Annotated in this window: 27 protein-coding genes; 23 read left to right on the forward strand and 4 right to left on the reverse strand. The window is 63.4% G+C overall.

What is annotated here, in order from left to right:
* Positions 1 to 118 precede the first annotated feature (118 nt).
* On the forward strand, positions 119 to 718 hold the full coding sequence (rimM, locus tag AC1D05_RS18225) for a ribosome maturation factor RimM (RefSeq protein ID WP_477442639.1): 600 nt from the start codon (positions 119 to 121) through the stop codon (positions 716 to 718).
* The gene (gene trmD / locus AC1D05_RS18230; protein ID WP_477442641.1) at positions 715 to 1,413 is read left to right on the forward strand and encodes a tRNA (guanosine(37)-N1)-methyltransferase TrmD; all 699 of its coding nucleotides are present in this window, start codon (positions 715 to 717) and stop codon (positions 1,411 to 1,413) included. Before rimM ends, trmD begins: the two co-directional genes overlap by 4 nt.
* On the opposite strand, the gene AC1D05_RS18235 is transcribed toward trmD, so the two are convergent.
* Positions 1,395 to 2,147 carry a sulfite exporter TauE/SafE family protein gene (locus AC1D05_RS18235; RefSeq protein ID WP_477442643.1) on the reverse strand — a complete coding sequence of 251 codons (753 nt, stop codon included), beginning with the start codon at positions 2,145 to 2,147 and terminating at the stop codon, positions 1,395 to 1,397. The two genes, trmD and AC1D05_RS18235, sit on opposite strands and share 19 nt — an antisense overlap.
* Before the next feature lie 330 nt (positions 2,148 to 2,477).
* Between AC1D05_RS18235 and rplS the strand changes: the two genes are divergently transcribed.
* The 10 genes from rplS to AC1D05_RS18285 all read left to right on the forward strand — a co-directional run bounded on the left by rplS (position 2,478) and on the right by AC1D05_RS18285 (position 11,168).
* Positions 2,478 to 3,023, forward strand: coding sequence for a 50S ribosomal protein L19 (gene rplS, locus AC1D05_RS18240; protein WP_027042867.1), 546 nt, complete (start codon positions 2,478 to 2,480; stop codon positions 3,021 to 3,023).
* Between the two features lie 155 nt (positions 3,024 to 3,178).
* Positions 3,179 to 3,592: an organic hydroperoxide resistance protein gene (locus AC1D05_RS18245; protein ID WP_477442644.1), complete on the forward strand. Its 414-nt coding sequence runs from the start codon at positions 3,179 to 3,181 to the stop codon at positions 3,590 to 3,592.
* Positions 3,589 to 4,125, forward strand: a complete 537-nt coding sequence (locus AC1D05_RS18250; protein ID WP_477442646.1) for a MarR family winged helix-turn-helix transcriptional regulator — start codon at positions 3,589 to 3,591, stop codon at positions 4,123 to 4,125. Before AC1D05_RS18245 ends, AC1D05_RS18250 begins: the two co-directional genes overlap by 4 nt.
* Before the next feature lie 158 nt (positions 4,126 to 4,283).
* Positions 4,284 to 5,084, forward strand: a complete 801-nt coding sequence (locus tag AC1D05_RS18255) for a transporter substrate-binding domain-containing protein (protein WP_477442648.1) — start codon at positions 4,284 to 4,286, stop codon at positions 5,082 to 5,084.
* Positions 5,085 to 5,192: 108 nt separating this feature from the next.
* Positions 5,193 to 6,008 (forward strand): amino acid ABC transporter permease, encoded by an 816-nt coding sequence (locus AC1D05_RS18260; RefSeq protein ID WP_477442650.1) that lies wholly within the window; start codon positions 5,193 to 5,195, stop codon positions 6,006 to 6,008.
* 54 nt (positions 6,009 to 6,062) lie between these two features.
* Positions 6,063 to 6,698: a class I SAM-dependent DNA methyltransferase gene (locus tag AC1D05_RS18265; protein ID WP_477442651.1), complete on the forward strand. Its 636-nt coding sequence runs from the start codon at positions 6,063 to 6,065 to the stop codon at positions 6,696 to 6,698.
* A 66-nt stretch (positions 6,699 to 6,764) separates the two neighbouring features.
* Positions 6,765 to 7,031, forward strand: coding sequence for a hypothetical protein (locus tag AC1D05_RS18270; RefSeq protein WP_477442929.1), 267 nt, complete (start codon positions 6,765 to 6,767; stop codon positions 7,029 to 7,031).
* Positions 7,032 to 7,113: 82 nt separating this feature from the next.
* Complete coding sequence (gene leuC, locus AC1D05_RS18275; RefSeq protein ID WP_477442653.1) at positions 7,114 to 8,523, forward strand: 3-isopropylmalate dehydratase large subunit; 1,410 nt, start codon at positions 7,114 to 7,116, stop codon at positions 8,521 to 8,523.
* A gap of 162 nt (positions 8,524 to 8,685) precedes the next feature.
* Positions 8,686 to 9,882: a GGDEF domain-containing protein gene (locus AC1D05_RS18280; RefSeq protein ID WP_477442654.1), complete on the forward strand. Its 1,197-nt coding sequence runs from the start codon at positions 8,686 to 8,688 to the stop codon at positions 9,880 to 9,882.
* Between the two features lie 74 nt (positions 9,883 to 9,956).
* A complete protein-coding gene (locus tag AC1D05_RS18285) occupies positions 9,957 to 11,168 on the forward strand; it encodes a GGDEF domain-containing protein (protein ID WP_477442656.1) in 1,212 nt (403 codons plus the stop codon).
* A 63-nt stretch (positions 11,169 to 11,231) separates the two neighbouring features.
* Here AC1D05_RS18285 and AC1D05_RS18290 read toward each other — a convergent pair whose 3' ends face one another.
* Positions 11,232 to 11,594 carry a hypothetical protein gene (locus AC1D05_RS18290; RefSeq protein WP_477442658.1) on the reverse strand — a complete coding sequence of 121 codons (363 nt, stop codon included), beginning with the start codon at positions 11,592 to 11,594 and terminating at the stop codon, positions 11,232 to 11,234.
* 250 nt (positions 11,595 to 11,844) lie between these two features.
* Between AC1D05_RS18290 and AC1D05_RS18295 the strand changes: the two genes are divergently transcribed.
* From AC1D05_RS18295 to AC1D05_RS18325, 7 genes are all read left to right on the forward strand, one after another.
* Entirely contained in the window at positions 11,845 to 12,285 is a 441-nt protein-coding gene (locus AC1D05_RS18295) for a hypothetical protein (RefSeq protein WP_477442659.1), read from the forward strand.
* 255 nt (positions 12,286 to 12,540) lie between these two features.
* The gene (gene sdhC, locus AC1D05_RS18300; protein ID WP_477442661.1) at positions 12,541 to 12,960 is read left to right on the forward strand and encodes a succinate dehydrogenase, cytochrome b556 subunit; all 420 of its coding nucleotides are present in this window, start codon (positions 12,541 to 12,543) and stop codon (positions 12,958 to 12,960) included.
* A 2-nt stretch (positions 12,961 to 12,962) separates the two neighbouring features.
* A complete protein-coding gene (gene sdhD / locus AC1D05_RS18305; protein WP_477442663.1) occupies positions 12,963 to 13,358 on the forward strand; it encodes a succinate dehydrogenase, hydrophobic membrane anchor protein in 396 nt (131 codons plus the stop codon).
* A gap of 1 nt (position 13,359) precedes the next feature.
* Entirely contained in the window at positions 13,360 to 15,195 is a 1,836-nt protein-coding gene (sdhA, locus tag AC1D05_RS18310; RefSeq protein WP_477442665.1) for a succinate dehydrogenase flavoprotein subunit, read from the forward strand.
* A gap of 2 nt (positions 15,196 to 15,197) precedes the next feature.
* Complete coding sequence (locus AC1D05_RS18315; RefSeq protein ID WP_477442667.1) at positions 15,198 to 15,635, forward strand: DUF3052 domain-containing protein; 438 nt, start codon at positions 15,198 to 15,200, stop codon at positions 15,633 to 15,635.
* The gene (locus AC1D05_RS18320) at positions 15,635 to 16,414 is read left to right on the forward strand and encodes a succinate dehydrogenase iron-sulfur subunit (RefSeq protein ID WP_010912301.1); all 780 of its coding nucleotides are present in this window, start codon (positions 15,635 to 15,637) and stop codon (positions 16,412 to 16,414) included. The genes AC1D05_RS18315 and AC1D05_RS18320 overlap by 1 nt, the downstream gene beginning before the upstream one ends.
* 78 nt (positions 16,415 to 16,492) lie before the next feature.
* Positions 16,493 to 17,122, forward strand: a complete 630-nt coding sequence (locus AC1D05_RS18325) for a YceH family protein (RefSeq protein WP_477442669.1) — start codon at positions 16,493 to 16,495, stop codon at positions 17,120 to 17,122.
* Between the two features lie 167 nt (positions 17,123 to 17,289).
* Here AC1D05_RS18325 and AC1D05_RS18330 read toward each other — a convergent pair whose 3' ends face one another.
* Positions 17,290 to 17,715: an OsmC family protein gene (locus tag AC1D05_RS18330; protein ID WP_477442670.1), complete on the reverse strand. Its 426-nt coding sequence runs from the start codon at positions 17,713 to 17,715 to the stop codon at positions 17,290 to 17,292.
* Positions 17,716 to 17,751: 36 nt separating this feature from the next.
* Here AC1D05_RS18330 and AC1D05_RS18335 point away from each other — a divergent pair, with 36 nt between their 5' ends.
* The 4 genes from AC1D05_RS18335 to AC1D05_RS18350 all read left to right on the forward strand — a co-directional run bounded on the left by AC1D05_RS18335 (position 17,752) and on the right by AC1D05_RS18350 (position 19,904).
* Positions 17,752 to 18,195 carry a hypothetical protein gene (locus AC1D05_RS18335; RefSeq protein ID WP_477442672.1) on the forward strand — a complete coding sequence of 148 codons (444 nt, stop codon included), beginning with the start codon at positions 17,752 to 17,754 and terminating at the stop codon, positions 18,193 to 18,195.
* Complete coding sequence (locus tag AC1D05_RS18340) at positions 18,192 to 18,548, forward strand: YciI family protein (protein ID WP_477442674.1); 357 nt, start codon at positions 18,192 to 18,194, stop codon at positions 18,546 to 18,548. The genes AC1D05_RS18335 and AC1D05_RS18340 overlap by 4 nt, the downstream gene beginning before the upstream one ends.
* Before the next feature lie 151 nt (positions 18,549 to 18,699).
* The gene (locus AC1D05_RS18345) at positions 18,700 to 19,227 is read left to right on the forward strand and encodes a hypothetical protein (protein WP_475455827.1); all 528 of its coding nucleotides are present in this window, start codon (positions 18,700 to 18,702) and stop codon (positions 19,225 to 19,227) included.
* Positions 19,228 to 19,505: 278 nt separating this feature from the next.
* The gene (locus AC1D05_RS18350) at positions 19,506 to 19,904 is read left to right on the forward strand and encodes a GFA family protein (RefSeq protein ID WP_477442676.1); all 399 of its coding nucleotides are present in this window, start codon (positions 19,506 to 19,508) and stop codon (positions 19,902 to 19,904) included.
* Here AC1D05_RS18350 and AC1D05_RS18355 read toward each other — a convergent pair.
* Positions 19,901 to 21,160 carry a ubiquinone biosynthesis hydroxylase gene (locus AC1D05_RS18355; RefSeq protein WP_477442678.1) on the reverse strand — a complete coding sequence of 420 codons (1,260 nt, stop codon included), beginning with the start codon at positions 21,158 to 21,160 and terminating at the stop codon, positions 19,901 to 19,903. The two genes, AC1D05_RS18350 and AC1D05_RS18355, sit on opposite strands and share 4 nt — an antisense overlap.
* Positions 21,161 to 21,233 lie beyond the last annotated feature (73 nt).

Raw genomic sequence — 21,233 nt, forward strand, 5'->3', positions numbered from 1 at the left:
CGGCATTTTGGGGTATTCGGGTTAGGAAGCGGTGAAGAGCCCGTCATTGAAATGACAAGGGGCGATCATTGAAATGACGCCGGGCTGGGGTTAGAGCAAAGCCAAAGGATTTCATGCCATGAGCAAGCCCCAGAACCCTGTCCAGATGGCCGTCATCGGCGCCGCCCACGGCATCAAGGGCGAACTCAGGGTGAAAACCTTCACCGGCGAGCCGCTGGCGCTGGCCGACTATGGGCCGCTCTATGCCAGGGACGGCCGCGCCTTCCAGATCATCGATATCCGCCCCGCCAACACGGTTGTCGTGGTGCGCTTCAAAGGCATTGCCGACCGCAATGCCGCCGAGGCGCTCGCCGGTACGGAATTGTTCGTCGACCGTTCGATGCTGCCCGACGATGGCGAGGAGGATGAATTCTACCATGCCGACCTCGTCGGACTGGAGGTTCGGGACGATACCGGGGTCGCGCTCGGCAAGGTGGTCGCCGTGCACAATTTCGGCGGCGGCGATATTCTCGATGTGACGCTCGCCGGCCGCAAGGGCGTGCTGATCCCGTTCACGCAGGCCGCCGTGCCTGATGTGTCGATCGCCGAAGGCTTTGTCCGCATCGACCCGGTGGCGGCCGGGTTGGTCGAGGACGAGGATGGCGATGCGCCGCACGACGACAATTTCGACCCGAAGGGCAGGCCGCGCGGCCCGCGCGACGCCGGGGGCAACCGGTGAGTTTTGCCGCGTCGGTACTGACGCTCTATCCCGAGATGTTCCCGGGCGCGCTCGGCCTGTCGCTGGCCGGCCGCGCGCTGGAGGCCGGCACATGGTCGCTGGAAGCGATCCAGATCCGCGACTTCGCCACCGACAAGCACCGCACCGTCGACGACACGCCGGCCGGCGGTGGCGCCGGCATGGTGATGCGCGCCGATGTGCTGGCCAGGGCGATCGACCATGCCTCGCCTGCGGGCGATGCGCGTCCGCGCCTGCTGATGAGCCCGCGTGGCAAACCGCTGACCCAGGCGCGCGTACGCGAGTTGGCCGCCGGGCCGGGCGCCGTCATCCTGTGCGGCCGTTTCGAGGGCGTCGACCAGCGGCTGATCGACGGGCGGGGACTAGAGGAAGTCTCGATCGGCGATTTCATCCTCTCCGGCGGCGAGCCGGCGGCGCTGGTGCTGCTCGACGCGGTGGTTCGGCTTTTGCCTGGTGTGATGGGAAACGCCGTGTCCGGCGAGGAAGAAAGCTTTGAAAACGGCCTGCTCGAACATCCGCATTACACGCGGCCGCAGGAGTTCGAGGGGAGAGAGATTCCCGAGGTGCTGATCTCGGGCAATCACAAGAAGATCGCGACCTGGCGTCGGGAGCAGTCCGAGAGGCTGACCAGGGAGAGACGGCCTGATCTGCTCAGCGCTCAGCCCTTGCTGAAATAGTAGAAAGCCAGAAACAGACCAACCGCGATGACGAAGCCGCGCACCACGTTTTGCGGCACGCGCTTGGCGATCCAGACTCCGGCATAGCCGCCGAGCGCACCGCCGGGGATCATGATGATCGCCTGCGGCCAGGCGACGACGCCGCCCGAGACGAAGACGATGATGGCGACCGCCGCGATGACCACGGCCAGCATGTTCTTCAGCGCGTTGAGCCGATGGTAGTCGCCGGCCTGGGTCAGGCCGAGCGTCGCCAGCATCATCACGCCCATGCCGGCGCCGAAGAACCCGCCATAGATGGAAGTGACGAACTGCGCCAGCGAACCGGCGAGCGAGCCGACCGCCGCCTCATGGCCGGGCTTTGGCGCTGGCTTCAGCCACGGACCGGCGGCAAACAGGGCGGTTGCGCCCAAAAGCAGCCAGGGCACCAAGGCGCGGAAGGACGGGTTGGACAGCGCCAGAAGGATCAGCGCGCCGGCCAGTGCACCGATCGCCGATATGGCGCAAAGCAGCAGGGCACCTCGCCAGAAGTGCCTGATATCGGCCCAGTAGGCGAGCGTCGAGGTGATGTAGCCGGGGAATTGCGTGACAGACGAGGTCGCGTTGGCGACGATCGGCGGCACGCCGACCAATGTCATGGCGCCGAAAGTGATGAAGGTGCCGCCACCAGCGACCGCGTTGGCGGCGCCGGACAGAAAGCCTGCCAGGAACAGCAGGATGGCGTCGAAGACAGACATGCAATGCCGCCGCGGAAAACTGTGTTATGTCAGGCTTAGAAAGCCCCAGGCAGCGGCGCAACCCGGCACGAAGCGATTACGATGGTGCCATGCCGACAAAAAAGACTCGTGCGCGGGCGTGACAAAGCGCTGAAATAGCTGTATGTGCCCGCCCGTACCGGACAGAAGAATCTGCCGGACCCGTCAACAATGACGGTGTAGTCGCCCCTGTCCGATGTCTTAGAGACAAAAATGTCTCAGAGACAAAGGACATAGCCGAGCGGTCAATGGAACTGCAAGGCGAGCGCAGGGCGCTCTGACTGTCGGAAGAACAAGAAGTGGACTATTGAGATGGATATTCTCCGTCAGCTCGAGGCCGAGCAGGCCGCCAAGATCGAAGCCAAGCGCAAGCTTCCCGAATTCCAGCCCGGCGACACCGTGCGCGTCCAGGTCCGCGTGACCGAAGGCACCCGCACCCGCGTCCAGGCCTATGAGGGCGTCGTCATCGCCCGCGCCGGTTCCGGCTTCCAGGAAAATTTCACCGTCCGCAAGATCTCCTACGGCGAAGGCGTCGAGCGCGTGTTCCCGGTCTACTCGCCGATGGTCGAAGGCGTCGAGATCGTGCGTCGCGGCAAGGTGCGTCGCGCCAAGCTCTATTACCTGCGCGATCGTCGCGGCAAGTCGGCCCGTATTTCGGAAAACACCGGCGTGCGCGCCCGCAAGCTCAATGATGAGGAGCGCGATGCGCTGAACGCCGAGAAGGCCCGCATCGAGGCCGAGAAGGTCGCTGCTGCCCAGGCGCTGGCCGCCGAGACGGCTGCCAAGGAAGCCGCCGAGAAGAAGGCAGCCGCCGAGGCTGAGGCCGCCAAGGCCGCTGAAGCGACCCCGGCCGAATAAGATTTCGGAAATACCATTCAAAAAGGCGGCTTCGGCCGCCTTTTTTCGTTTCACCAGACTGTGATCGCTTTCAGCCCCGCAGACAGGATCGGGCGGTTGACGGCATATTATCTTGTGTACTAAATAATCGTGCACAAGATAATTGGAGATTTGATATGGCACTCTACACCACACAGGCTCATGTCACCGGCGGCCGCGCCGGCCATGGCGAGACCAGCGACGGTCTGCTCAAGGTCGATCTGGCGATGCCCAAGGAGCTCGGCGGGCCGGGGGGCGCCACCAATCCCGAGCAGCTTTTCGCCATCGGCTACGCCGCCTGCTTCGAAAGCGCGGTCCGCTTCATTGCGCGCAAACAGAAGCTGCCGCTCACGGATGCCGGGGTAACCTCCACCGTCAGCCTGCTTCCCAATGGCGAGGGCTTCAAACTCGGCGTCGCACTCGCGGTGGAAACGAAAGGCCTTGATCAGGCGGCGGCGGAAGCGCTTGTATCGGCAGCGCATCAGGTTTGCCCCTATTCCAATGCCAGCAGGGGTAATATCGAGGTGGAGCTTTCGGTAAAGGCCGCATGACGGGAAAGACCACAAAGAGCACCAGCGACGTCCCGGCGGAAGCAGCCGGGACGATCCGGGTCCCGCGGCTCGACCAACAGCTGTGCTTCGCGCTCTATTCGGCGAGCGGGCTGATGACGAAGCTCTATCGGCCTCTGCTCGATCCGCTCGGCCTGACCTATCCGCAATATCTGGTGATGTTGGCGCTGTGGGAGCACGCGCCGAGCACGGTCGGCACGCTTGGCGAAGCGCTTGGTCTGGATTCCGCGACGCTGACGCCGCTGCTCAAGCGGATGGAGGCAGGCGGCCTCATTACACGTCGCCGCGATGCCGCCGACGAGCGCCGCGTGCTGGTCGAACCGACGGCCAAAGGCCAGGCGCTGCGCGCGCGCATCAAGGATGTGTCCGAAGCCCTTGCCTGCAGCGTGCCGCTGGAGCCTGGCGAAGCGAAAGCGCTGCACGCAACGCTTACCCAGCTTGTTGCCGGTCTGCGCAACGCCGCAACGGAAGACCCGTCGGCAGATGCGGAAGCGTTGGTTTCCGGCTCGACATAACCAGTTCGTCCAGAAATCCCTGAATTCAGGGCATCGGAATCCCTTTTCACGCGCGCTGACGCAGCGGACCGTCTTGCATGACGCATGCGGAAAGCTAAAGTCGGCGCCGGATTTTCCTTTAAGCCCATCCGGGCGCTTTCAATTTTCGGGAGTGTGTCATGACCAAGTCGAAACTGCTGCTGGCCGGCCTGCTTGCCCTCATGCTTGCGCCCGTCGCCGCATGGGCGGCCGATGCGCTGCCCGATCTCGCCGGCAAAAAAGTGGTTGTGGTGACCGAAAACGCCTATCCGCCGCTGCAGTTCATCGATCCCAAGACGGGAAAACAGATCGGCTGGGAATATGACGCGATGAACGAGATCGCCAAGCGGCTGAATTTCAAGGTCGAGTACCAGAACACCTCCTGGGACGCGATGATCCAGGCGGTTTCCGACAACCAGTACAACATCGGCATGACCGGCATCACCATCAAGGACGACCGCAAGCAGAAGGTCGATTTCTCCGACCCCTATATGCGCTCGGAACAGTTCATGCTGGTGCGCGGCGACGAAAGCCGCTTCACCGACGCCAAGACTTTCGGCGCCTTCAAGGACGGGCTGATCGGCGCGCAGGCCGGCACGACGCCGTTCTACACCGCCGTCTACAGCGTGCTCGACGGCAATGAGCAGAACCCGCGCATCAAACTGTTCGAGACCTTCGGCGCCACGGTCCAGGCATTGAAGTCCGGCGATGTCGATGTCGTGCTGACCGACGGCACCGCCGGCAAGGGCTATGTCGATGCTTCCGAGGGCAAGCTGAAGCTGATCGGCGGACCGCTCGGCACCGAGGATTTCGGCTTCATCTTCCCGAAGGGGTCGGACCTGGTGAAGCCGGTCAACGCGGCGATCGCGGCGCTGAAGGCGGATGGGACGTTCGATACGCTGAACAAGAAGTGGTTTCTTGATTACAAGATGGGGCAGTAGGACGATCTTGGTGCGAGCGTGTTTTGATGCACTGAAATTCACGCTGATTTTGCGCTTGAATGCCCTGGCGCCTAACCTTCGCGATATCTGCCTTGCCAGCATCGCCTGATGGCACCGCCTTCGTCCTCTTCTACCAAACCCGACTTCCCCTGGTGGCTTGCCGTTGCCGCTGCGCTGGCGCTTATCGCGGCACTGTCGATCGCCACCAGCAACCTCTATGCCCAGGTCTTCGCTACCGTCGCCAAGGGCATCGGCGTCACCGTCTTCGTCACCGTGGTGGCCTTCGCGCTGGCGTCGATGATCGGTCTCGGCATTGCGCTGATGGGCCTGTCCGGCTCGCCCTGGCTGCGGCAGGTCGCCCGCTTCTATGTCGAGATCATCCGCGGTGTGCCGATCCTGGTGCTGCTGTTCTGGATCGCCTTTGCCGGCGCGCCGGCCTTCGTCGCGGCCTGGAACGCGCTGACCGCGCCGCTGCAAAGTGCGGGCTATCTCGGCGAGCTTCTGGTGCGCGACGTGTCGCTGTTATGGCGCGCCATCATGGCGCTGACCATCGGCTACTCCGCCTTCATCTCCGAGGTTTTTCGGGCCGGTATCCAGGCGGTCGAGAAGGGCCAGATCGAGGCGGCGAAGGCGCTCGGCCTGAGCCGCTCACAGCGCTTCCGGCTGATCGTGTTTCCGCAAGCGATCCGCACCATCCTGCCGCCGCTCGGCAATGATTTCGTCGCTTTGGTCAAGGATTCCTCGCTGGTCTCGGTGCTCGGCGTCGCCGACATCACCCAGATGGGCAAGGTCTATGCCGCCGGCTCGTTCCGCTTCTTCGAGACCTATTCGATAACGGCCTATATCTATCTCATCTTGACCGTCAGCCTGTCGCTGGCGCTCAGGGCGCTGGAGCGGCGGCTGCGAAACCAGCATCAGGAATAGTTTTCCGGCGAAGACGGCGCTACGATCCCCGGCATATTTCGTTGAGGAGGCCTCATGATCGTCGACAAGGCCAATGCGGCGCTGGACTCCGTCTATGGCGCCGACACGCCGGAAACGCTGGCGCAGGCCTACGCCGCCTGGGCCGCGACCTATGACAGCGAGACCGCCTCGCTCGGCTATCTGCTGCCGTTCCTGATCACCGCCTGGGTGGCGCGCCATGTGCCGGCTGGCACAGGGCCGCTGCTCGATGCCGGCTGCGGCACCGGCCTGTCGGGGCCGTCGCTGAAGGCGCTCGGCTATGGCGACATTGCCGGGCTCGACCTGTCGGACGACATGCTGAAGATCGCCGGCAGCCGCAACGCCTATAGCGAGCTGAAACAGGCGATGCTGGGCGGCCCGTTGCCATGGCCGGACAGCCATTTCCGCGCCTTCTTCTCGACCGGGGTGTTCACCATCAGCCATGCGCCGGCCTCCGGTCTGCACGAACTGGTGCGCATCACCAGAAAGGGCGGCCACGCCATCTTCACCGTGCGTGACCAGGTGTTTGAGAGCGGCGGCTTTCAAGCAGTGTTCGATGAGCTGGAGCAGGCGGGCAAATGGCGGCTCGTCGAACAAAGCCCGTGGTTCCGCTGCTATGCCATCGCCGAGCCTGAAGCGCTGGTGAAGACTTTTGTGTTTGAGGTGATCTGAGCGGCGCCATCTTCCCTTCTCCCCCTGTGGGAGAAGGTGGCCTCGCGAAGCGAGGTCGGATGAGGGGTGCTCCAGCTTGGCAAGGCGGCGATCCTTCGCGCACCCCTCATCCGTCTCGGCGCTGCGCGCCGATCCACCTTCCCCCACAAGGGGGGAAGGGAAAGCCAAAGCACGCCGCAATTGCCGAAAAGCCAAAACATTGGTATGAGCCACGCCATGGAAGAGCTTTTTGGCGATCCGGCTTACAAAGGTTTCGTGCTGCAGGACAGAAAACGCCTGCCGTCACGCTTCTCGGCGCGCGTCTGCGGCGCGCTGACCAGCCGACTTAGCTAGGCCGACCTGTCCAGGTCTCCGCGCCGGACCGAAGCTTGCCGGCTTTGCTCTTTCCCATTCTCATATCGACGGATTTACGCACATGAGCGCACCGCGCACCCTCTACGACAAGATTTTCGACGACCACATCGTCGACCGCCAGGACGACGGCACCTGCCTGCTCTATATCGACCGCCACCTCGTCCATGAAGTGACCAGCCCGCAGGCTTTCGAAGGCTTGCGCCTGAGCGGCCGAAAGGTCCGGCATCCGGAAAAGACGCTGGCCGTCGTCGATCACAATGTCTCGACCTCGCCCGAGCGCAAGTTCGGCATCAAGAACGAGGAAAGCCGCATCCAGGTCGAGGCGCTGGCCAAGAACGCCAAGGATTTCGGCGTTGAATATTATTCCGAGAACGATATCCGCCAGGGCATCGTCCACATTATCGGCCCCGAGCAGGGCTTTACGCTGCCCGGCATGACCATCGTCTGCGGCGACAGCCACACCTCGACGCATGGTGCGTTCGGTGCGCTGGCGCATGGCATCGGCACCTCGGAGGTAGAGCATGTGCTGGCGACGCAGACTCTGATCCAGCGCAAGGCCAAGAACATGCTGGTGCGCGTCGACGGCCAGTTGCCGGAAGGCGTCACCGCCAAGGACATCATCCTGGCCATCATTGGCGAGATCGGCACCGCCGGCGGCACCGGCTATGTCATCGAATATGCCGGCGAGGCGATCCGCGCACTGTCGATGGAAGGTCGCATGACGATCTGCAACATGTCGATCGAGGGTGGCGCGCGCGCCGGCCTGATCGCGGCCGACGAGACCACCTTCGCCTATGTCAAGGACAAGCCGCGCGCGCCGAAGGGCGCGGCCTGGGATGCGGCACTCGAATACTGGAAGACGCTGCAGTCCGACGAAGGCGCGCATTTCGACAAGGTGATCGTGCTCGACGCGGCCAAACTGCCGCCGATCGTCTCCTGGGGCTCCTCGCCCGAGGATGTCGTCTCCGTGCAAGGTATCGTGCCGAACCCGGACGATATCACCGACGAGAACAAGCGCACCTCCAAGCAGCGCGCGCTCGACTATATGGGTCTGACGCCGGGCACCAAGATCACCGACATCGCGCTCGACCGCGTCTTCATCGGCTCCTGCACCAATGGCCGCATCGAGGATCTGCGCGCCGCCGCCAAGGTGATCGAGGGCAAGACCGTCAATCCGCGCGTCAACGCCATGATCGTGCCGGGCTCCGGCCTGGTCAAGGAACAGGCGGAAGCCGAGGGTCTGGACAAGATCTTCCTCGCCGCCGGTTTCGACTGGCGCGAGCCGGGCTGCTCGATGTGTCTCGCCATGAACGACGACCGGCTGAAGCCGCATGAACGCTGCGCCTCGACCTCGAACCGCAATTTCGAGGGAAGGCAAGGCTTCAAGGGCCGCACCCATCTGGTGTCGCCGGCGATGGCGGCGGCGGCGGCGATCGCCGGCCACTTCGTCGACATCCGCGACTGGAAATAACGTCCCGTCTACACGGTTTATCGATTGCCGGACCCCGGATCGCCTTGCGCTTCCGGGGTCTTTTCATTTACGCGGCCGACATATTCGCCCAAGCTTAACCGCTTGTTCGGGCTTGCGCTCTAAGCTCTTCCCTGACGTCAAGCGAGGGGAAGTCACCGTCCGTTGGACACCGGTCTGTTCATAGCGCTGCTCAATCCGACGATCGCGCTGGCCCTCGGCGCGGCCTTCCTCGTTCTATGGGCCTATCAGCGCCACCGGCCCTATCTGGCGGTGCTGGCGCTCAGCTACTGTGTTTCGGCGCCCGGCTTTCTGTTCCAGTACTTCACCTTGCCCATCGGCATGGCGCTGACCAAGCTGGTGTCCAACATCTGCTTCACCATCGCCGGCTGCTGCCTGTCGGGCGCCATCGTCGCTCGCTATGGCCGCAAGGTGCCCTATGTCGGGATCGGCGTTCTGGCAGGTGGTGGCCTGGCATCGTTTTGCTGGTTCCTGCCCGTTGAGTCGGACCTCACCTGGCGTATCCTGGCGATGAATTTCGCCTTCGGCGGCATCAGCCTTCTGGTCGCCGCCGAATTGCGGCCGGTGCGCAACAACGGCCCGACCGAGAAAATCCTGTTCGTGCTGTCGCTGCTGTCGGGCCTCAACTTCTTCGTGCGCACGCTTGTCGTCGTCATCGCACACGGTCCGTTCACCAGCTATGATGGGTTCTACGGCTCCTCCTACTGGACGACGGCGCTGCTGTCGCACGCGCTGCTGTCACTGCTGATCGCGCTTTGCCTGTTCACCGCCGCGGCCCTCGACGTCATGAAGGCGCTGAAAGCCGAGACCCACACCGATCCGCTGTCGGGCCTGCTCAACCGGCGTGGCTTCGAGGAGCGCGCGGCCCAGCTGCTGCAACACTGCGCGGCGGCCAGGTTTCCGGTGGCGCTGGTGCTGGCCGACCTCGACCATTTCAAGGCGCTCAACGATGTGCACGGACATGCCGCCGGCGACCGGGTGATCGCCGATTTCGCCGCCAAGCTGCGCGCGGCCGCAGGCGCGCGCGGGGCTGCCGGGCGCGTCGGCGGCGAGGAGTTCGCGGTGCTCTTGCCGTTGAGCGATCTGGCGGCCGCGCGGCTGTTCGCCGAGGCTGTACGCACGCTCTACTCCGCAGGCGGCGTCGACGGGCTGCCCCCCGGCACCAAGGTCACCGCCAGTTTCGGCGTGGCCGCCCGCAGCGGCGACGAAGCACTGGAGCCCTTGATGCGCCGCGCCGACGAGGCGCTCTACAAGGCCAAGAAAAACGGCCGCGACAGCGTGCGCCTTTCCTACGAACGGCCGGAAATGGTGTTCGTGCCGGAGCCGTCCAGGACCGGTTGACACCCGCATACTTTAGCTCACGTTAACGTCTTTTTCGCCCGTCGATGCTTAGCTGAGGCACGGGTGCGAAAGAGATGAGCGGCGCGAACTTCATCCTGTTGATCAATCTGTCGGTTGCCGGCCTGCTGGCGGCATCCTTCATGGCGGTCGCGTTCCACGATGTCGGCCGCGCCCCGGCGCGCTGGTTTGCCTTTGGCTATGTCCTGGGCATGGCCTATTCGGCGATCGAATTCAGCATTCCCGCCTTCACCGATGCCCGGATCCCGGTGGTCACCGCCTTCGCGGTCTTCCTTGGCGCAACAATAGCCTTCAATGCCGGACTCGCCCGTAAATACGGCGTTGCGCCGCCATGGCCGCCGATGCTGTTCTTCCTGGTCGCCGCCACCATCGCCGTCTATGTCGTCCAGGACCTGCCGCGCCAGTCGCTGGCCCGCATGATGGCCTACCAGCTTCCCTATGCCGTCATGCAATTCGTCGGCCTGGCCATCGTCTGGTCGTCCAGGCAAAGGCGAGGCCGGCTCGATCGCATCCTGATGGCGGTGCTCGCCGCCAGCGCTGTGCAGTTCGCGTCCAAGCCGTTCATCGCGCATGCGCTCGGTGGCTGGGGCGCCAATCCGCAGGCCTATCTGCAAAGCAACTACGCGCTGGTGTCGCAATCGCTCGGCACCGTCTTTGCCCTGGCGCTGGCGCTGCTGATACTGGCCATTCTGGTTCTTGAGGTGCTGGCTGAAGTGACGTCGAGGTCGGAGACCGATACGCTGTCAGGGCTGCTCAATCGCGGTGCCTTCACGCGTCAGGCCGAGCAGGCCATGCTTGGCGCCGTGCGGCAAGGCGTTCCGGTCACGCTGGTCATCGCCGACCTCGACCATTTCAAGAGCATCAACGACAATTTCGGCCATGCCTCCGGCGACCGGGTGATCGAGACCTTTGCCGGTTTCCTGCGCGAGGCCGCCGCCGGGCACCATGTCGCGGGCCGTATCGGTGGCGAGGAATTCGCCATCATCCTGCCGGGGACCAACCTTGCCGCCGCTCGGCTGTTCGCCGAGGGCACGCGCAGCGCGTTCGGCACGCTGCCCATTGATGGGCTGCCGGCGGACAATCGCTGCACAGCGAGTTTCGGTGTCGCGGAACTTCATCCCAGCGAAACCATCGCCGATCTCATGCGGCGCGCGGACGAGGCGCTTTATCTGGCGAAGAATGCCGGGCGCGACTGCGTGCGTGTCTCGGCCGGGCCGGGAGGCGAGTGGTCGTCCAACGCGATTGTCATGAGCTCTAGATCAGGATGATCTCCGGACAAACGGGAACCCGTTTGTCCGAGAAAACCGGTTCCCACTTTTCCTGGAATTGCTCTAGCGGCACGGGCTGAGTTCGGGCATTTCGCCGTCGGACAGCCCGTACATGTAGCTGCGGCCTTTGACGAAGACCGGCGGCCGGTAGCAGTCGTTGTAGCCCGAAATCTCGTCGGATTCGTTCTGGTAGATCACCTTGGGCTGGCCGGCGCCGGTGTAGTCGGACAGCTGTTTGGCCAGCTTGCCTTCGCCGACGATGATGCGCTTGTAGCCGGCGGCGCTTTCGATGACGAGATTGCCGAAGGAATCGGCGTAGACGCGATCCTGATGGCGCGCGCCGGCAAGTGCGGGTGTCACCAAGCCGGCGACCGAGGCCGCCACAATGAGCGCTGCGAGGCGCAATCTGCCAGAGTTCGAACGCATGGTGTCTTCCTTTTCGAGGAGCCTCCTCGAATCAGAAAATTAACCTTTTCTTAACCTTTGTTAAGAGGCTGGCGCGTTGCGCGGTGATGTCTCGTCAAACATGGTTAATTTCCGACTGGGGGAAAACCCGACGGCCATCATTCGGCCATGCTTGGCCGCTCCATCGCGGTCGGCTCCGAATGCGACAGCGGTGGGTGCCCTTGATCTTGGCAAAGCATCGCGGCTAGCTTGTCGCATGGGAGGACAGCATATGGCGCTACGCCGGACGGTTTGGGTGTCCGTTTTCCCATTGCTCGTCATCGTCGCGGCCTGTGTGCCGCAGGATGGCGCGCCGAAGGCGGCCAATACCGTCTCGGTCGCGCCGGCTCAACAGTCCATCGCAGCCGCGGCGCCCCCGGCATCCACGTCTCCAGCACCGGCGACCAAAATCACCACCGATCTCACTGCACCGCGATCCATAGTGGGTACAGCGACCTATGGATGCGGCAATGGCAGTGCGATCACCATTCAGAATCTCGGCTCGTCGTTGCGTGTGATCGAGCCGGGTGGCGCGACCGAAGAGTTTGTGGCGTCGCCCGCCAACCAGTCCAGCCGCTACCAGGAGGCCGCCACGCATAACGCAATCGTGATCGACGGGCGTGAGGCGCTGGTGATGAAGAGAGGTTCGACGCCGCAGACCTGCAAGCGATAGTTCGACTCTTGGCACAGCCGGGCTCTAGACCAGATATGCTGCACTGCAGCGATATCGAGCCGGCTTGCGGCCACCAGCCCCTAATCGATTGAAGCCCGAGCCTGCCTTTTTGTCAGACTAAATGACGTTTCCAAAACGATTTTCCGGCTTTGACGCGGTGCAAAAAGAGCATTAGAAACCGGCTGTCCGAAGTCATACATAAGGGCGGCAAATGCCGCTTTCCGTCGCGGCTCCGGACATCGAACTGGGGGAGCCATGAGCAAATCACCAGCCACCCGCGCAGTTGCCAGACGTGAGCGGCCACTTTCGCCGCACCTGAGCGTGTATCGGCCGCCGATCACCATGACGATGTCGATCATCCATCGCATCACCGGTGGCGCACTCTATTTCGGCACGCTGCTGGTCGCGCTGTGGCTGATGGCGGCGGCAAGCTCGCAGGCGACCTTCGACTGGGTCAACTGGGCTTTCGGCACCTGGCTCGGCCGGCTCATCCTGTTCGGCTATACCTGGGCGCTGATGCACCACATGCTGGGCGGTGTCCGGCACCTGGTCTGGGATACCGGCGCCGGTCTCGAAAAGCAGACGGCCTCGAAGATCGCCTGGGCGACGCTGGCCGGCTCGATCCTGCTCACGCTGCTGATCTGGATCGCCGGCTACATGGCACGGGGAGCCTGACCATGAGCACTGGCAAGACCGACATGCGCACGCCGCTGGCGAAAGTCCGCGGCCTCGGCTCCGCCCGCGAAGGCACCGGGCATTTCTGGCGCCAGCGGCTGACGGCGCTCGCCAATATCCCGCTGACGCTGTTCTTCGTCGGCTTCCTGATCGCGCTCAATGGCGCCGGCTATGTGGAGGTGCGGGCAGCGCTCGCCAATCCGTTCGTGGCGCTGGTGCTGGCCCTGGTGCTCATCTCCGGGCTTATCCATATGCGGCTCGGCATGCAGGTGATCATCGAGGATTACGTGCATGGCGAGGGCATGAAGCTGGCGCTGATCGCGCTCAACACATTTTTCACCGTAGCGGTCGGCGTCGCCTCGATCTTCGCCCTGCTCAAGCTGGCATTCGGAGGCTGAGTTGGCCAAGGACGCGAAATCAGCCAACACGGCAGGCTACACCTTTGTCGACCACAAATTCGACGTGGTGGTCGTCGGCGCTGGCGGCGCGGGTCTGCGCGCCACGCTCGGCATGGCCGAGCAGGGTCTGCGCACCGCCTGCATCACCAAGGTGTTCCCGACCCGCTCGCACACGGTGGCGGCGCAAGGCGGCATCGCCGCTTCGCTTGCGAATATGGGACCCGACAATTGGCAATGGCATCTCTTCGATACCGTCAAGGGTTCGGACTGGCTGGGCGACATCGATGCGCAGGAATACATGGTCCAGCAGGCGCCCGCCGCCGTCTACGAGCTTGAACATTACGGCGTGCCGTTCTCGCGCACCGAAGAGGGCAAGATCTATCAGCGGCCGTTCGGCGGCATGATGATGAATTTCGGCGAAGGCCCGCCCGTGCAGCGCACCTGCGCCGCCGCCGACCGTACCGGCCACGCCATGCTGCACACGCTCTACGGCCAGTCGCTGAAGAACAACGCGCAGTTCTTCATCGAGTATTTCGCACTCGACCTGATCATGGAGCCGGACGGCACCTGCACCGGCGTCGTTGCCTGGAACCTCGATGACGGCACCATCCACCGGTTTTCGGCCAAGATGGTGGTGCTGGCGACCGGCGGTTACGGCCGCGCCTATTTCTCGGCGACCTCGGCGCACACCTGCACCGGCGACGGCGGCGGCATGGCGGCGCGCGCCGGCTTTCCGCTGCAGGACATGGAGTTCGTGCAGTTCCATCCGACCGGAATTTACGGCGCCGGCTGCCTGATCACCGAAGGCGCGCGCGGCGAGGGCGGCTATCTCGTCAATTCCGAAGGCGAGCGCTTCATGGAGCGCTATGCGCCGTCGGCCAAGGACCTTGCCTCACGCGATGTGGTGTCGCGCTGCATGACGCTGGAAATCCGCGAAGGCCGCGGCGTCGGCCCGAAGAAGGACCACATCTTCCTGCATCTCGACCATCTCGATCCGGCTGTCCTGCATGAGCGGCTGCCCGGCATTTCGGAATCGGCCAAGATCTTCGCTGGCGTCGACCTGACCAAGGAGCCGATCCCGGTGCTGCCGACGGTGCATTACAATATGGGCGGCGTGCCGACCAATTACTGGGGCGAGGTACTGAGCCCGACGGCAGAGAACCCCGACCGGGTGTCGCCCGGCCTGATGGCGGTCGGCGAGGCCGGCTGCGCCTCGGTGCATGGCGCCAACCGGCTGGGCTCGAACTCGCTGATCGATCTTGTGGTGTTCGGCCGCGCCGCGGCGATCCGCGCCGGCCAGGTCATCGACCGCAATTCGGCGATCCCTTCGCCCAATGAAGCCTCGGTCGAGAAGATCATGGATCGTTTCGACCGGCTGCGCCACGCCAATGGCTCGACGCCGACGGCGGTCCTGCGTGAAAAGATGCAGAAGGCGATGCAGGAAGACGCGGCGGTGTTTCGTACGCAGGAATCGCTCGATAATGGCTGCAAGCGCATTTCGCAGATCTGGACCGAGCTCAAGGACATCAAGGTGTTCGACCGTTCGATGATCTGGAATTCGGATCTGGTCGAAACGCTGGAACTGGAAAACCTGATGGCCAACGCCATCACCACCGTCTATGGCGCCGCGGCGCGCAAGGAAAGCCGTGGCGCACATGCGCGGGAGGACTTTTCGGCCCGCGACGACAAGGTGTGGCGCAAGCACACGCTGGCCAAGGTGAGCGAAGACGGCAAGGTGACGCTCAGCTATCGGCCGGTGCACACCGAACTGCGGCTCAAGGAAGCCGACGGCGGTATCAACCCAGCCAAGATCGCGCCCAAGGCCAGGGTGTACTGACGATGGCGCCGGCGGGTTCGGGATATTCCGGTACGCCCCTTCCGGCCAAGCTCGGCCTGAAGGACGGCATGACCGCCGCCTTCATCGCGCTGCCAGCGGAACTCGACGAATTGGTCGACGCCGTAGCCTTTGCCGAAGTCAATCGGCTCGCCGATTGGTCACAGATTTCAGGGGCTGTTCTGAAATACGACGCCGTTCATGCCTTCACCAAACAGCGCGCCGAAATCGAGGATCGCCTCGGCGATGTCGAGGCGGCGATCAAGCGTAACGGCATGGTCTGGGTGTCCTGGCCGAAGAAGGCATCGAAAGTGCCGACCGACGTCACCGAGGGTGTTGTGCGCACTGAAGCGCTGAAGCGCGACCTTGTCGACGTCAAGGTCGCCGCCGTCAATGAAATCTGGTCCGGGCTGAAGCTCGTCATCCGAAAGGACCTGAGGTAATGGTCGAACTGACGCTCCCCAAGAATTCGAAGATTCAGCAAGGCAAGACCTGGCCGAAGCCGGAAGGTGCCACGAATCTCAGGGAATACCGCATCTACCGCTGGTCGCCAGACGATGACGAGAACCCGCGCATCGACACCTATTTCGTCGACATGGACGATTGCGGGCCGATGGTGCTCGACGCCCTGCTGTGGATCAAGAACAAGATCGACCCGACGCTGACCTTGCGCCGCTCCTGCCGCGAAGGCATTTGCGGTTCCTGCGCCATGAACATCGACGGCTCCAACACACTGGCCTGCACCAAGGGCTGCGACGACATTTCCGGCGCCGTGAAAGTCTATCCGCTGCCGCATATGCAGGTGGTCAAGGACCTGGTGCCCGACCTCACCAATTTCTATGCCCAGCACGCCTCGATCGAACCGTGGCTGAAGACGGTGTCGCCGCAGCCGGCCAAGGAATGGCTGCAGAGCCATGAGGACCGCGAGAAGCTCGACGGGCTCTATGAGTGCATCTTGTGCGCCTGCTGCTCGACCTCGTGCCCGAGCTACTGGTGGAACGGCGATCGCTACCTCGGTCCGGCAACCCTCCTGCAGGCCTATCGCTGGCTGATCGACAGCCGCGACGAGGCCAAGGGCGAGCGGCTCGACAATCTCGAAGACCCGTTCCGGCTCTACCGCTGCCACACCATCATGAACTGCGCGCAGACCTGCCCCAAGGGCCTCAACCCGGCCAAGGCGATCGCCGAGATCAAGAAGATGATGGTGGAGAGACGGGTTTAGGCGGAGCAGATTTGCTGCATCTCGGACGTAGCGATCCTTGGGCGCTGTGCCGCCAGCCTCAGAAAGGATTGTAATCCAATGAGCGAAGACCTTCCCATCCTCTCCCCGATCGAAGCGCGCGTGCTCGGTTGCCTGATCGAGAAGAAGGAGCTGACGCCGGATGTCTATCCGCTGACGCTCAACGCAGCCCTTGCCGCCGCCAACCAGAAGACGGCACGCGAGCCTGTCATGGCGCTGGAGCAGACAGAGGTGCACCGGGGTCTGAAGCTGCTCGAGCAGAAGGGGCTGGTGCGGCAGATGTTCGGCTCGCGCGTCGAGCGCTATGAGCATCAGATGGCGCAGCGCTTCTCGCTGACGACGCCGCAGACCGCCTTGCTCGGCCTGCTCCTGTTGCGCGGGCCGCAGACAGCGCATGAGCTGCTGGCGCGAGCCGAGCGCATGGCGCGGTTTTCGTCGATCGAAGACCTGCGCGCTGAACTCGACATGCTGATTGGCCGCCGGCCGCCGCTGATCCAGGAAATCCCGCGCGGGCCAGGCCAGCGCGAAGACCGCTACGTGCATCTCCTCGCTGGCCCGGTGGATGTTGCAGCGCTATCGGCGCAACGCAGTGCGCCGGCCATGCCTCACTCCGACCTGGAAGCGAGAGTGGAGGCGCTGGAGCAGGAAGTCGCCGCATTGCGCGCCCGGCTTGACGCGCTGGGCGCTTAGAGCGTTTCACCGTTTCATGGAAACGGCGAACCGCTCTAACTCTTTGTTTTGACGCAATTCCTGACGGAAAACCGTTTCACACTTTTCCTGGAATTGCTCTTGGCCCCCAGCAATGACATGAAAACGCCGGCTCTCAGGCCGGCGTTTGTCGCTTCAGGTCGTCGTTCTCAGCCAAGCTTGGCGTCGAGCGACACTTTTATCGCGCCGAGCGCCTTGGAGACCGGGCATTCGGCCTTGGCCTTCTCGGCCAATTCCTTGAACTTCGCCGCATCGATGCCCGGCACCTTGCCGACCACGGTGAGGGCACTGCCAGTGATCCCCGTGCCGGGAACCAGCGTCACCACCGCCTTGGCGTCGAGCTGGTCGGCGGGCGTGCCGTTCTCGGCCAGGAAATGCGAGAACTGCATGGCAAAGCAGCCGGCATGCGCCGCGGCGATCAGCTCTTCCGGGTTGGTGCCGGATTTGCCGCTCTCGTCCTCGAAGCGAGCCTTGAACGAATAGGGCGTGCCCTTGAGCGTTCCGCTCTGGCTGTCGAGCGTGCCCTTGCCTTCTTTCAGATTGCCTTTCCAGACGGCGTTTGCAGTGCGGTCCATGAAGTCCTCCTTGGTTGTCGTAAACTTGGGGTTGTCGTGAACTTGGCCTGGGTGAGCCCCGGCGTCCGCTCAACTATAGCGCGGGCGGGCGCGAAGACCACTGCGCTGTTTGGGCCAGCGCGCGATGACGGTTCATTCCTTGCGGAAAATATTTTGGCTCTCCGGAAAAATATTCGGGCAAAAATGTCGACTTCCATCCGGCCCGGCCGTCCTGCGGGCGGCCAAGGGATTTGTGGCCGGATGGAGGTTCACATGGACAATCTGTTTTTTGCGCTGTGGAAGAGGCCAGGCCATAGGGCCGGGCGACAGGAAGACTTCTGGCTGGATCCGCCGGCGCCCATCCTCGGCAGGCTGCTGGCGGCTGTTGCCATCATCGGGGTCGCGGCATGCTTTCTCGACCATGCCGCGGCGGTCGATGGCAAGGCTGACACTCTCGTCACCGCATCCTATGGTTCATCGCAGCAAGGGAGCTGGAAATGAAATATGTCTGCCTGGTCTATGGTGAAGAGAAAGATCTCTATGGGCTGACGCCCGATCAGGGGGCCAAGCTCGACGCCGATTCGCTGGCCTATGACAGGTCCCTGGACCAAGAGGGCAGGCTGATCATCGCGCAGGCGCTGCAATCGGTGAGGACGTCGAAGTCGGTGCGACGGCGCGAGGGCAAGCGCCTTGTCACCGACGGTCCCTTCGCCGAAACCAAGGAGCAGCTGCTTGGCTTCGTGATGGTCGAGGCTGATACTCTTGACGAAGCGCTGGACATCGCCGCCGGCATTCCGCTGGCCGAACTCGGCACGATCGAGGTGCGGGCGATCTATGACATACCAGGATCATAGGTGGAGCCTGGCTTTGGCGGTTGGGGGTCGCAGATCGGTTTGTTAATCGCACCAGCCGCAAATTGAATTTTCCTGGCCGCAGGCAACTCTTGCGTGTTGAAGCAACGCGACAGTTCTCCTATCGTCGCGCGGATTCCAGGGGGATGTCGACATGCCTTTTCTGATTGCTGTCCTTGGCGTGCTCGGAGCGGCGGCGTTCTGGTGGTACCGGATGAAGGCAATGAACGACGCCGCGCGCGAGGTCGCCGATGTCGTCGGGCGCGTGCAAGGCAACATCAGGCGCAAGAAGCTGCGCAAGCAGGCGGCCCTGTCGCCGCTGACGGCGATCGACGATCCGGTGGTGGCCGCCGCGACGCTGATTACATCGATCGTCTCCGAGAGCGGGCCGATCCTGCCGCAGCGCGAGGCCGTCATCCGCGCTGTCATTTCCGAGATCGCCGACAAGAAGAAGACCGACGAGGCGGTGATCTACGCCAAATGGGCGGCGTCACAGATCGACGACACCACGGTCGTCATCGACAAGCTGGCGCCGTTCCTGCGTGAACGCCTTGATGTGGCGGAGAGAAACGACCTGCTGCAGATGGTCAACCGCGCCGCCCAGGGCGGCGAGAAGCGCCTTGAGATCGCCGACCAGCGCATGCTGCGGCTGCGGCAAAAGCTGGGTTTCGAAGTGAACTAGGCTGTGTTGATATTCAGGTGAGGCCGGCCTGCAAACGACCGCTTCCCGCGCTTCCGGCCTTCGCCGACCGAAGCACTCATGAGTGGCGTTGCAGTTAAGGCTACGGCCGGCGTAGGCCAATGGTCCCGTACTTTGAGTACGCTCCGCTCCGTTCTCAAAAACGACCGTTCTCGACACGGTGTCGGAATTGAGCGCCAGCTCAGCGCATTTCATGCCGACCCCCTCATTACGACCGGTATAAATTATTGGTCAGGTCAGCCGACGCAAGGAGACTTTGCATGCGTGGTCATTGTTTATGTGGCGCCATTGCCTTTGAAGTCGATGGCCCGGCACAAGCATGCGTGAGCTGTCATTGTGAAAGTTGTCGGCGGCAATGTTCTGCGCCGATGACCACCTACATTGGCGTCTTGGACAGCCAATGGCGATGGCTGGGAAAGCCACCGAAGGTATTCAACTCTTCTCCCGGTGTGGAAAGAACATTTTGCGATCACTGTGGCTCGCCGCTGTCCTTCCGCTCAAAGAACATGTCCGGTGTCATGCATTTTTTTGCCGCGGCGATGGAGGAGCCGGAAAAATTTGCACCAACGCTGCATGTCGCTTTTGAGGAGAAGCTTCCTTGGTTGAAACTCGCCGACGGACTGCCGACACCTGTTGGGCCTGACTATACGAAAAACTAGATCGCCTCGCCCTTCAACAGCCTCGGCGTCCCGGCGGACAGGCCCGATGCCTGCCGGATGAAGAATTCCTTGAGGCGAGGCATGCGCTCGACCAGGCCAAGGCCGATGTCGCGGACGGTGCGCAGCGGGGTGATGTCGTTGGAAAACAGCCGGTTCAGCACATCCGTCGTGATGCCCATCTGCACCGTGTCGAAACGGCGCCATTGCTGGTAGCGCTCGAGCACGTCGAGCGCGCCGATGTCCTGGCCGAGCCGGTCGGCCTCGACGATCACCTCGGCAAGCGCCGCCACATCCTTGAAACCGAGATTGAGGCCCTGTCCGGCGATCGGGTGGATGCCGTGGGCGGCATCGCCGGCAAGGGCCACGCGCGGTGCGACGAAGGCGCGCGCGATGGTCAGGCCGAGCGGCCAGGCGCGCGGCTTGTCGGCAACGCGGATTTCGCCGAGCTTCAGGCCGAAACGCTGTTCAAGTTCATGCTCGAAGACGAGATCGTCGCCTTCAACCAGCGTTTTTGCATCTTCCGCGCGTTCGACCCAGACGATCGACGAGCGGTTGGTGCCGTCCTCGTCGGGTTTCAGCGGCAGCGTCGCGAAGGGGCCGGCGGGCAAGAAGTGCTCTTCGGCGCGGCCATTGTGCGGGCGTTCATGCGCAACCGTGCAGACAATGCCGGACTGGCCGTAATCCCATTTCACCGTCTTGATGCCGGCCATGTCGCGCAGCTTCGAATTGACGCCGTCAGCAGCGACCAGCAGCCGTGCCGTCAGCGCGGCCCCGTCGGCCAAATGCACGGATATGCCGGCACCATTGGTCTCGAAACCCTGCACCGCCACACCTTCGATGATGTCGATGCCGAGCTTCTCGGCCCTGGCGCGCAAGGCGCCGTTCAAGGACTTGTTGGCGACCATATGCGCGAAGGGCTCGCCCGGCGCCACTTCACCGCCGAAGGTCAGGAACACCGGGCGCACCGGATCGGCGCTGCGCGAATCGGTGATGATCATCTCGGTGATGGCCTGCGCCTGCGGCGCGATCTCGGCCCAGACGCCGAGCTGGTCGAGCATGCGGCAGGCGGCCGCGGCAATGGCCGAGGCGCGGCCGTCCCGTTGCCAGGCACCGGCGGGCGCGGCATCGACCAGCGCCACCGCCAAATGGGGCCGCGCCTGCTTCAGCGAGACGGCGGTGGCCAGGCCGACATAGCCGGCGCCGGCGACGAGGACATCGAGCCCGGATCTGGTCTTGGCATCCGCCTTGCGTTCCATTGTCTTGGCTCCTTGCGCGCCGGCCCGGGCCTGCGCCCTTGACGGTTCGTTCTTCCTGTCGGAAACCGCCATA

Source organism: Mesorhizobium sp. P2_E9 (assembly GCF_056403815.1).

Coding starts and splice junctions, on each gene's coding strand:
- AC1D05_RS18260 (WP_477442650.1), top strand. CDS start 5,193: ATGGCACCGCCTTCGTCCTCTTCTACCAAACCCGACTTCCCCTGGTGG.
- AC1D05_RS18250 (WP_477442646.1), top strand. CDS start 3,589: ATGACGGGAAAGACCACAAAGAGCACCAGCGACGTCCCGGCGGAAGCA.
- rimM (WP_477442639.1), top strand. CDS start 119: ATGAGCAAGCCCCAGAACCCTGTCCAGATGGCCGTCATCGGCGCCGCC.
- AC1D05_RS18290 (WP_477442658.1), bottom strand. CDS start 11,594: ATGCGTTCGAACTCTGGCAGATTGCGCCTCGCAGCGCTCATTGTGGCG.
- AC1D05_RS18325 (WP_477442669.1), top strand. CDS start 16,493: ATGAGCGAAGACCTTCCCATCCTCTCCCCGATCGAAGCGCGCGTGCTC.
- sdhD (WP_477442663.1), top strand. CDS start 12,963: ATGAGCACTGGCAAGACCGACATGCGCACGCCGCTGGCGAAAGTCCGC.
- sdhC (WP_477442661.1), top strand. CDS start 12,541: ATGAGCAAATCACCAGCCACCCGCGCAGTTGCCAGACGTGAGCGGCCA.
- leuC (WP_477442653.1), top strand. CDS start 7,114: ATGAGCGCACCGCGCACCCTCTACGACAAGATTTTCGACGACCACATC.
- AC1D05_RS18340 (WP_477442674.1), top strand. CDS start 18,192: ATGAAATATGTCTGCCTGGTCTATGGTGAAGAGAAAGATCTCTATGGG.
- AC1D05_RS18285 (WP_477442656.1), top strand. CDS start 9,957: ATGAGCGGCGCGAACTTCATCCTGTTGATCAATCTGTCGGTTGCCGGC.
- AC1D05_RS18345 (WP_475455827.1), top strand. CDS start 18,700: ATGCCTTTTCTGATTGCTGTCCTTGGCGTGCTCGGAGCGGCGGCGTTC.
- AC1D05_RS18235 (WP_477442643.1), bottom strand. CDS start 2,147: ATGTCTGTCTTCGACGCCATCCTGCTGTTCCTGGCAGGCTTTCTGTCC.
- AC1D05_RS18245 (WP_477442644.1), top strand. CDS start 3,179: ATGGCACTCTACACCACACAGGCTCATGTCACCGGCGGCCGCGCCGGC.
- AC1D05_RS18320 (WP_010912301.1), top strand. CDS start 15,635: ATGGTCGAACTGACGCTCCCCAAGAATTCGAAGATTCAGCAAGGCAAG.
- AC1D05_RS18315 (WP_477442667.1), top strand. CDS start 15,198: ATGGCGCCGGCGGGTTCGGGATATTCCGGTACGCCCCTTCCGGCCAAG.
- AC1D05_RS18295 (WP_477442659.1), top strand. CDS start 11,845: ATGGCGCTACGCCGGACGGTTTGGGTGTCCGTTTTCCCATTGCTCGTC.
- AC1D05_RS18265 (WP_477442651.1), top strand. CDS start 6,063: ATGATCGTCGACAAGGCCAATGCGGCGCTGGACTCCGTCTATGGCGCC.
- AC1D05_RS18330 (WP_477442670.1), bottom strand. CDS start 17,715: ATGGACCGCACTGCAAACGCCGTCTGGAAAGGCAATCTGAAAGAAGGC.
- AC1D05_RS18350 (WP_477442676.1), top strand. CDS start 19,506: ATGCGTGGTCATTGTTTATGTGGCGCCATTGCCTTTGAAGTCGATGGC.
- rplS (WP_027042867.1), top strand. CDS start 2,478: ATGGATATTCTCCGTCAGCTCGAGGCCGAGCAGGCCGCCAAGATCGAA.
- AC1D05_RS18255 (WP_477442648.1), top strand. CDS start 4,284: ATGACCAAGTCGAAACTGCTGCTGGCCGGCCTGCTTGCCCTCATGCTT.
- AC1D05_RS18355 (WP_477442678.1), bottom strand. CDS start 21,160: ATGGAACGCAAGGCGGATGCCAAGACCAGATCCGGGCTCGATGTCCTC.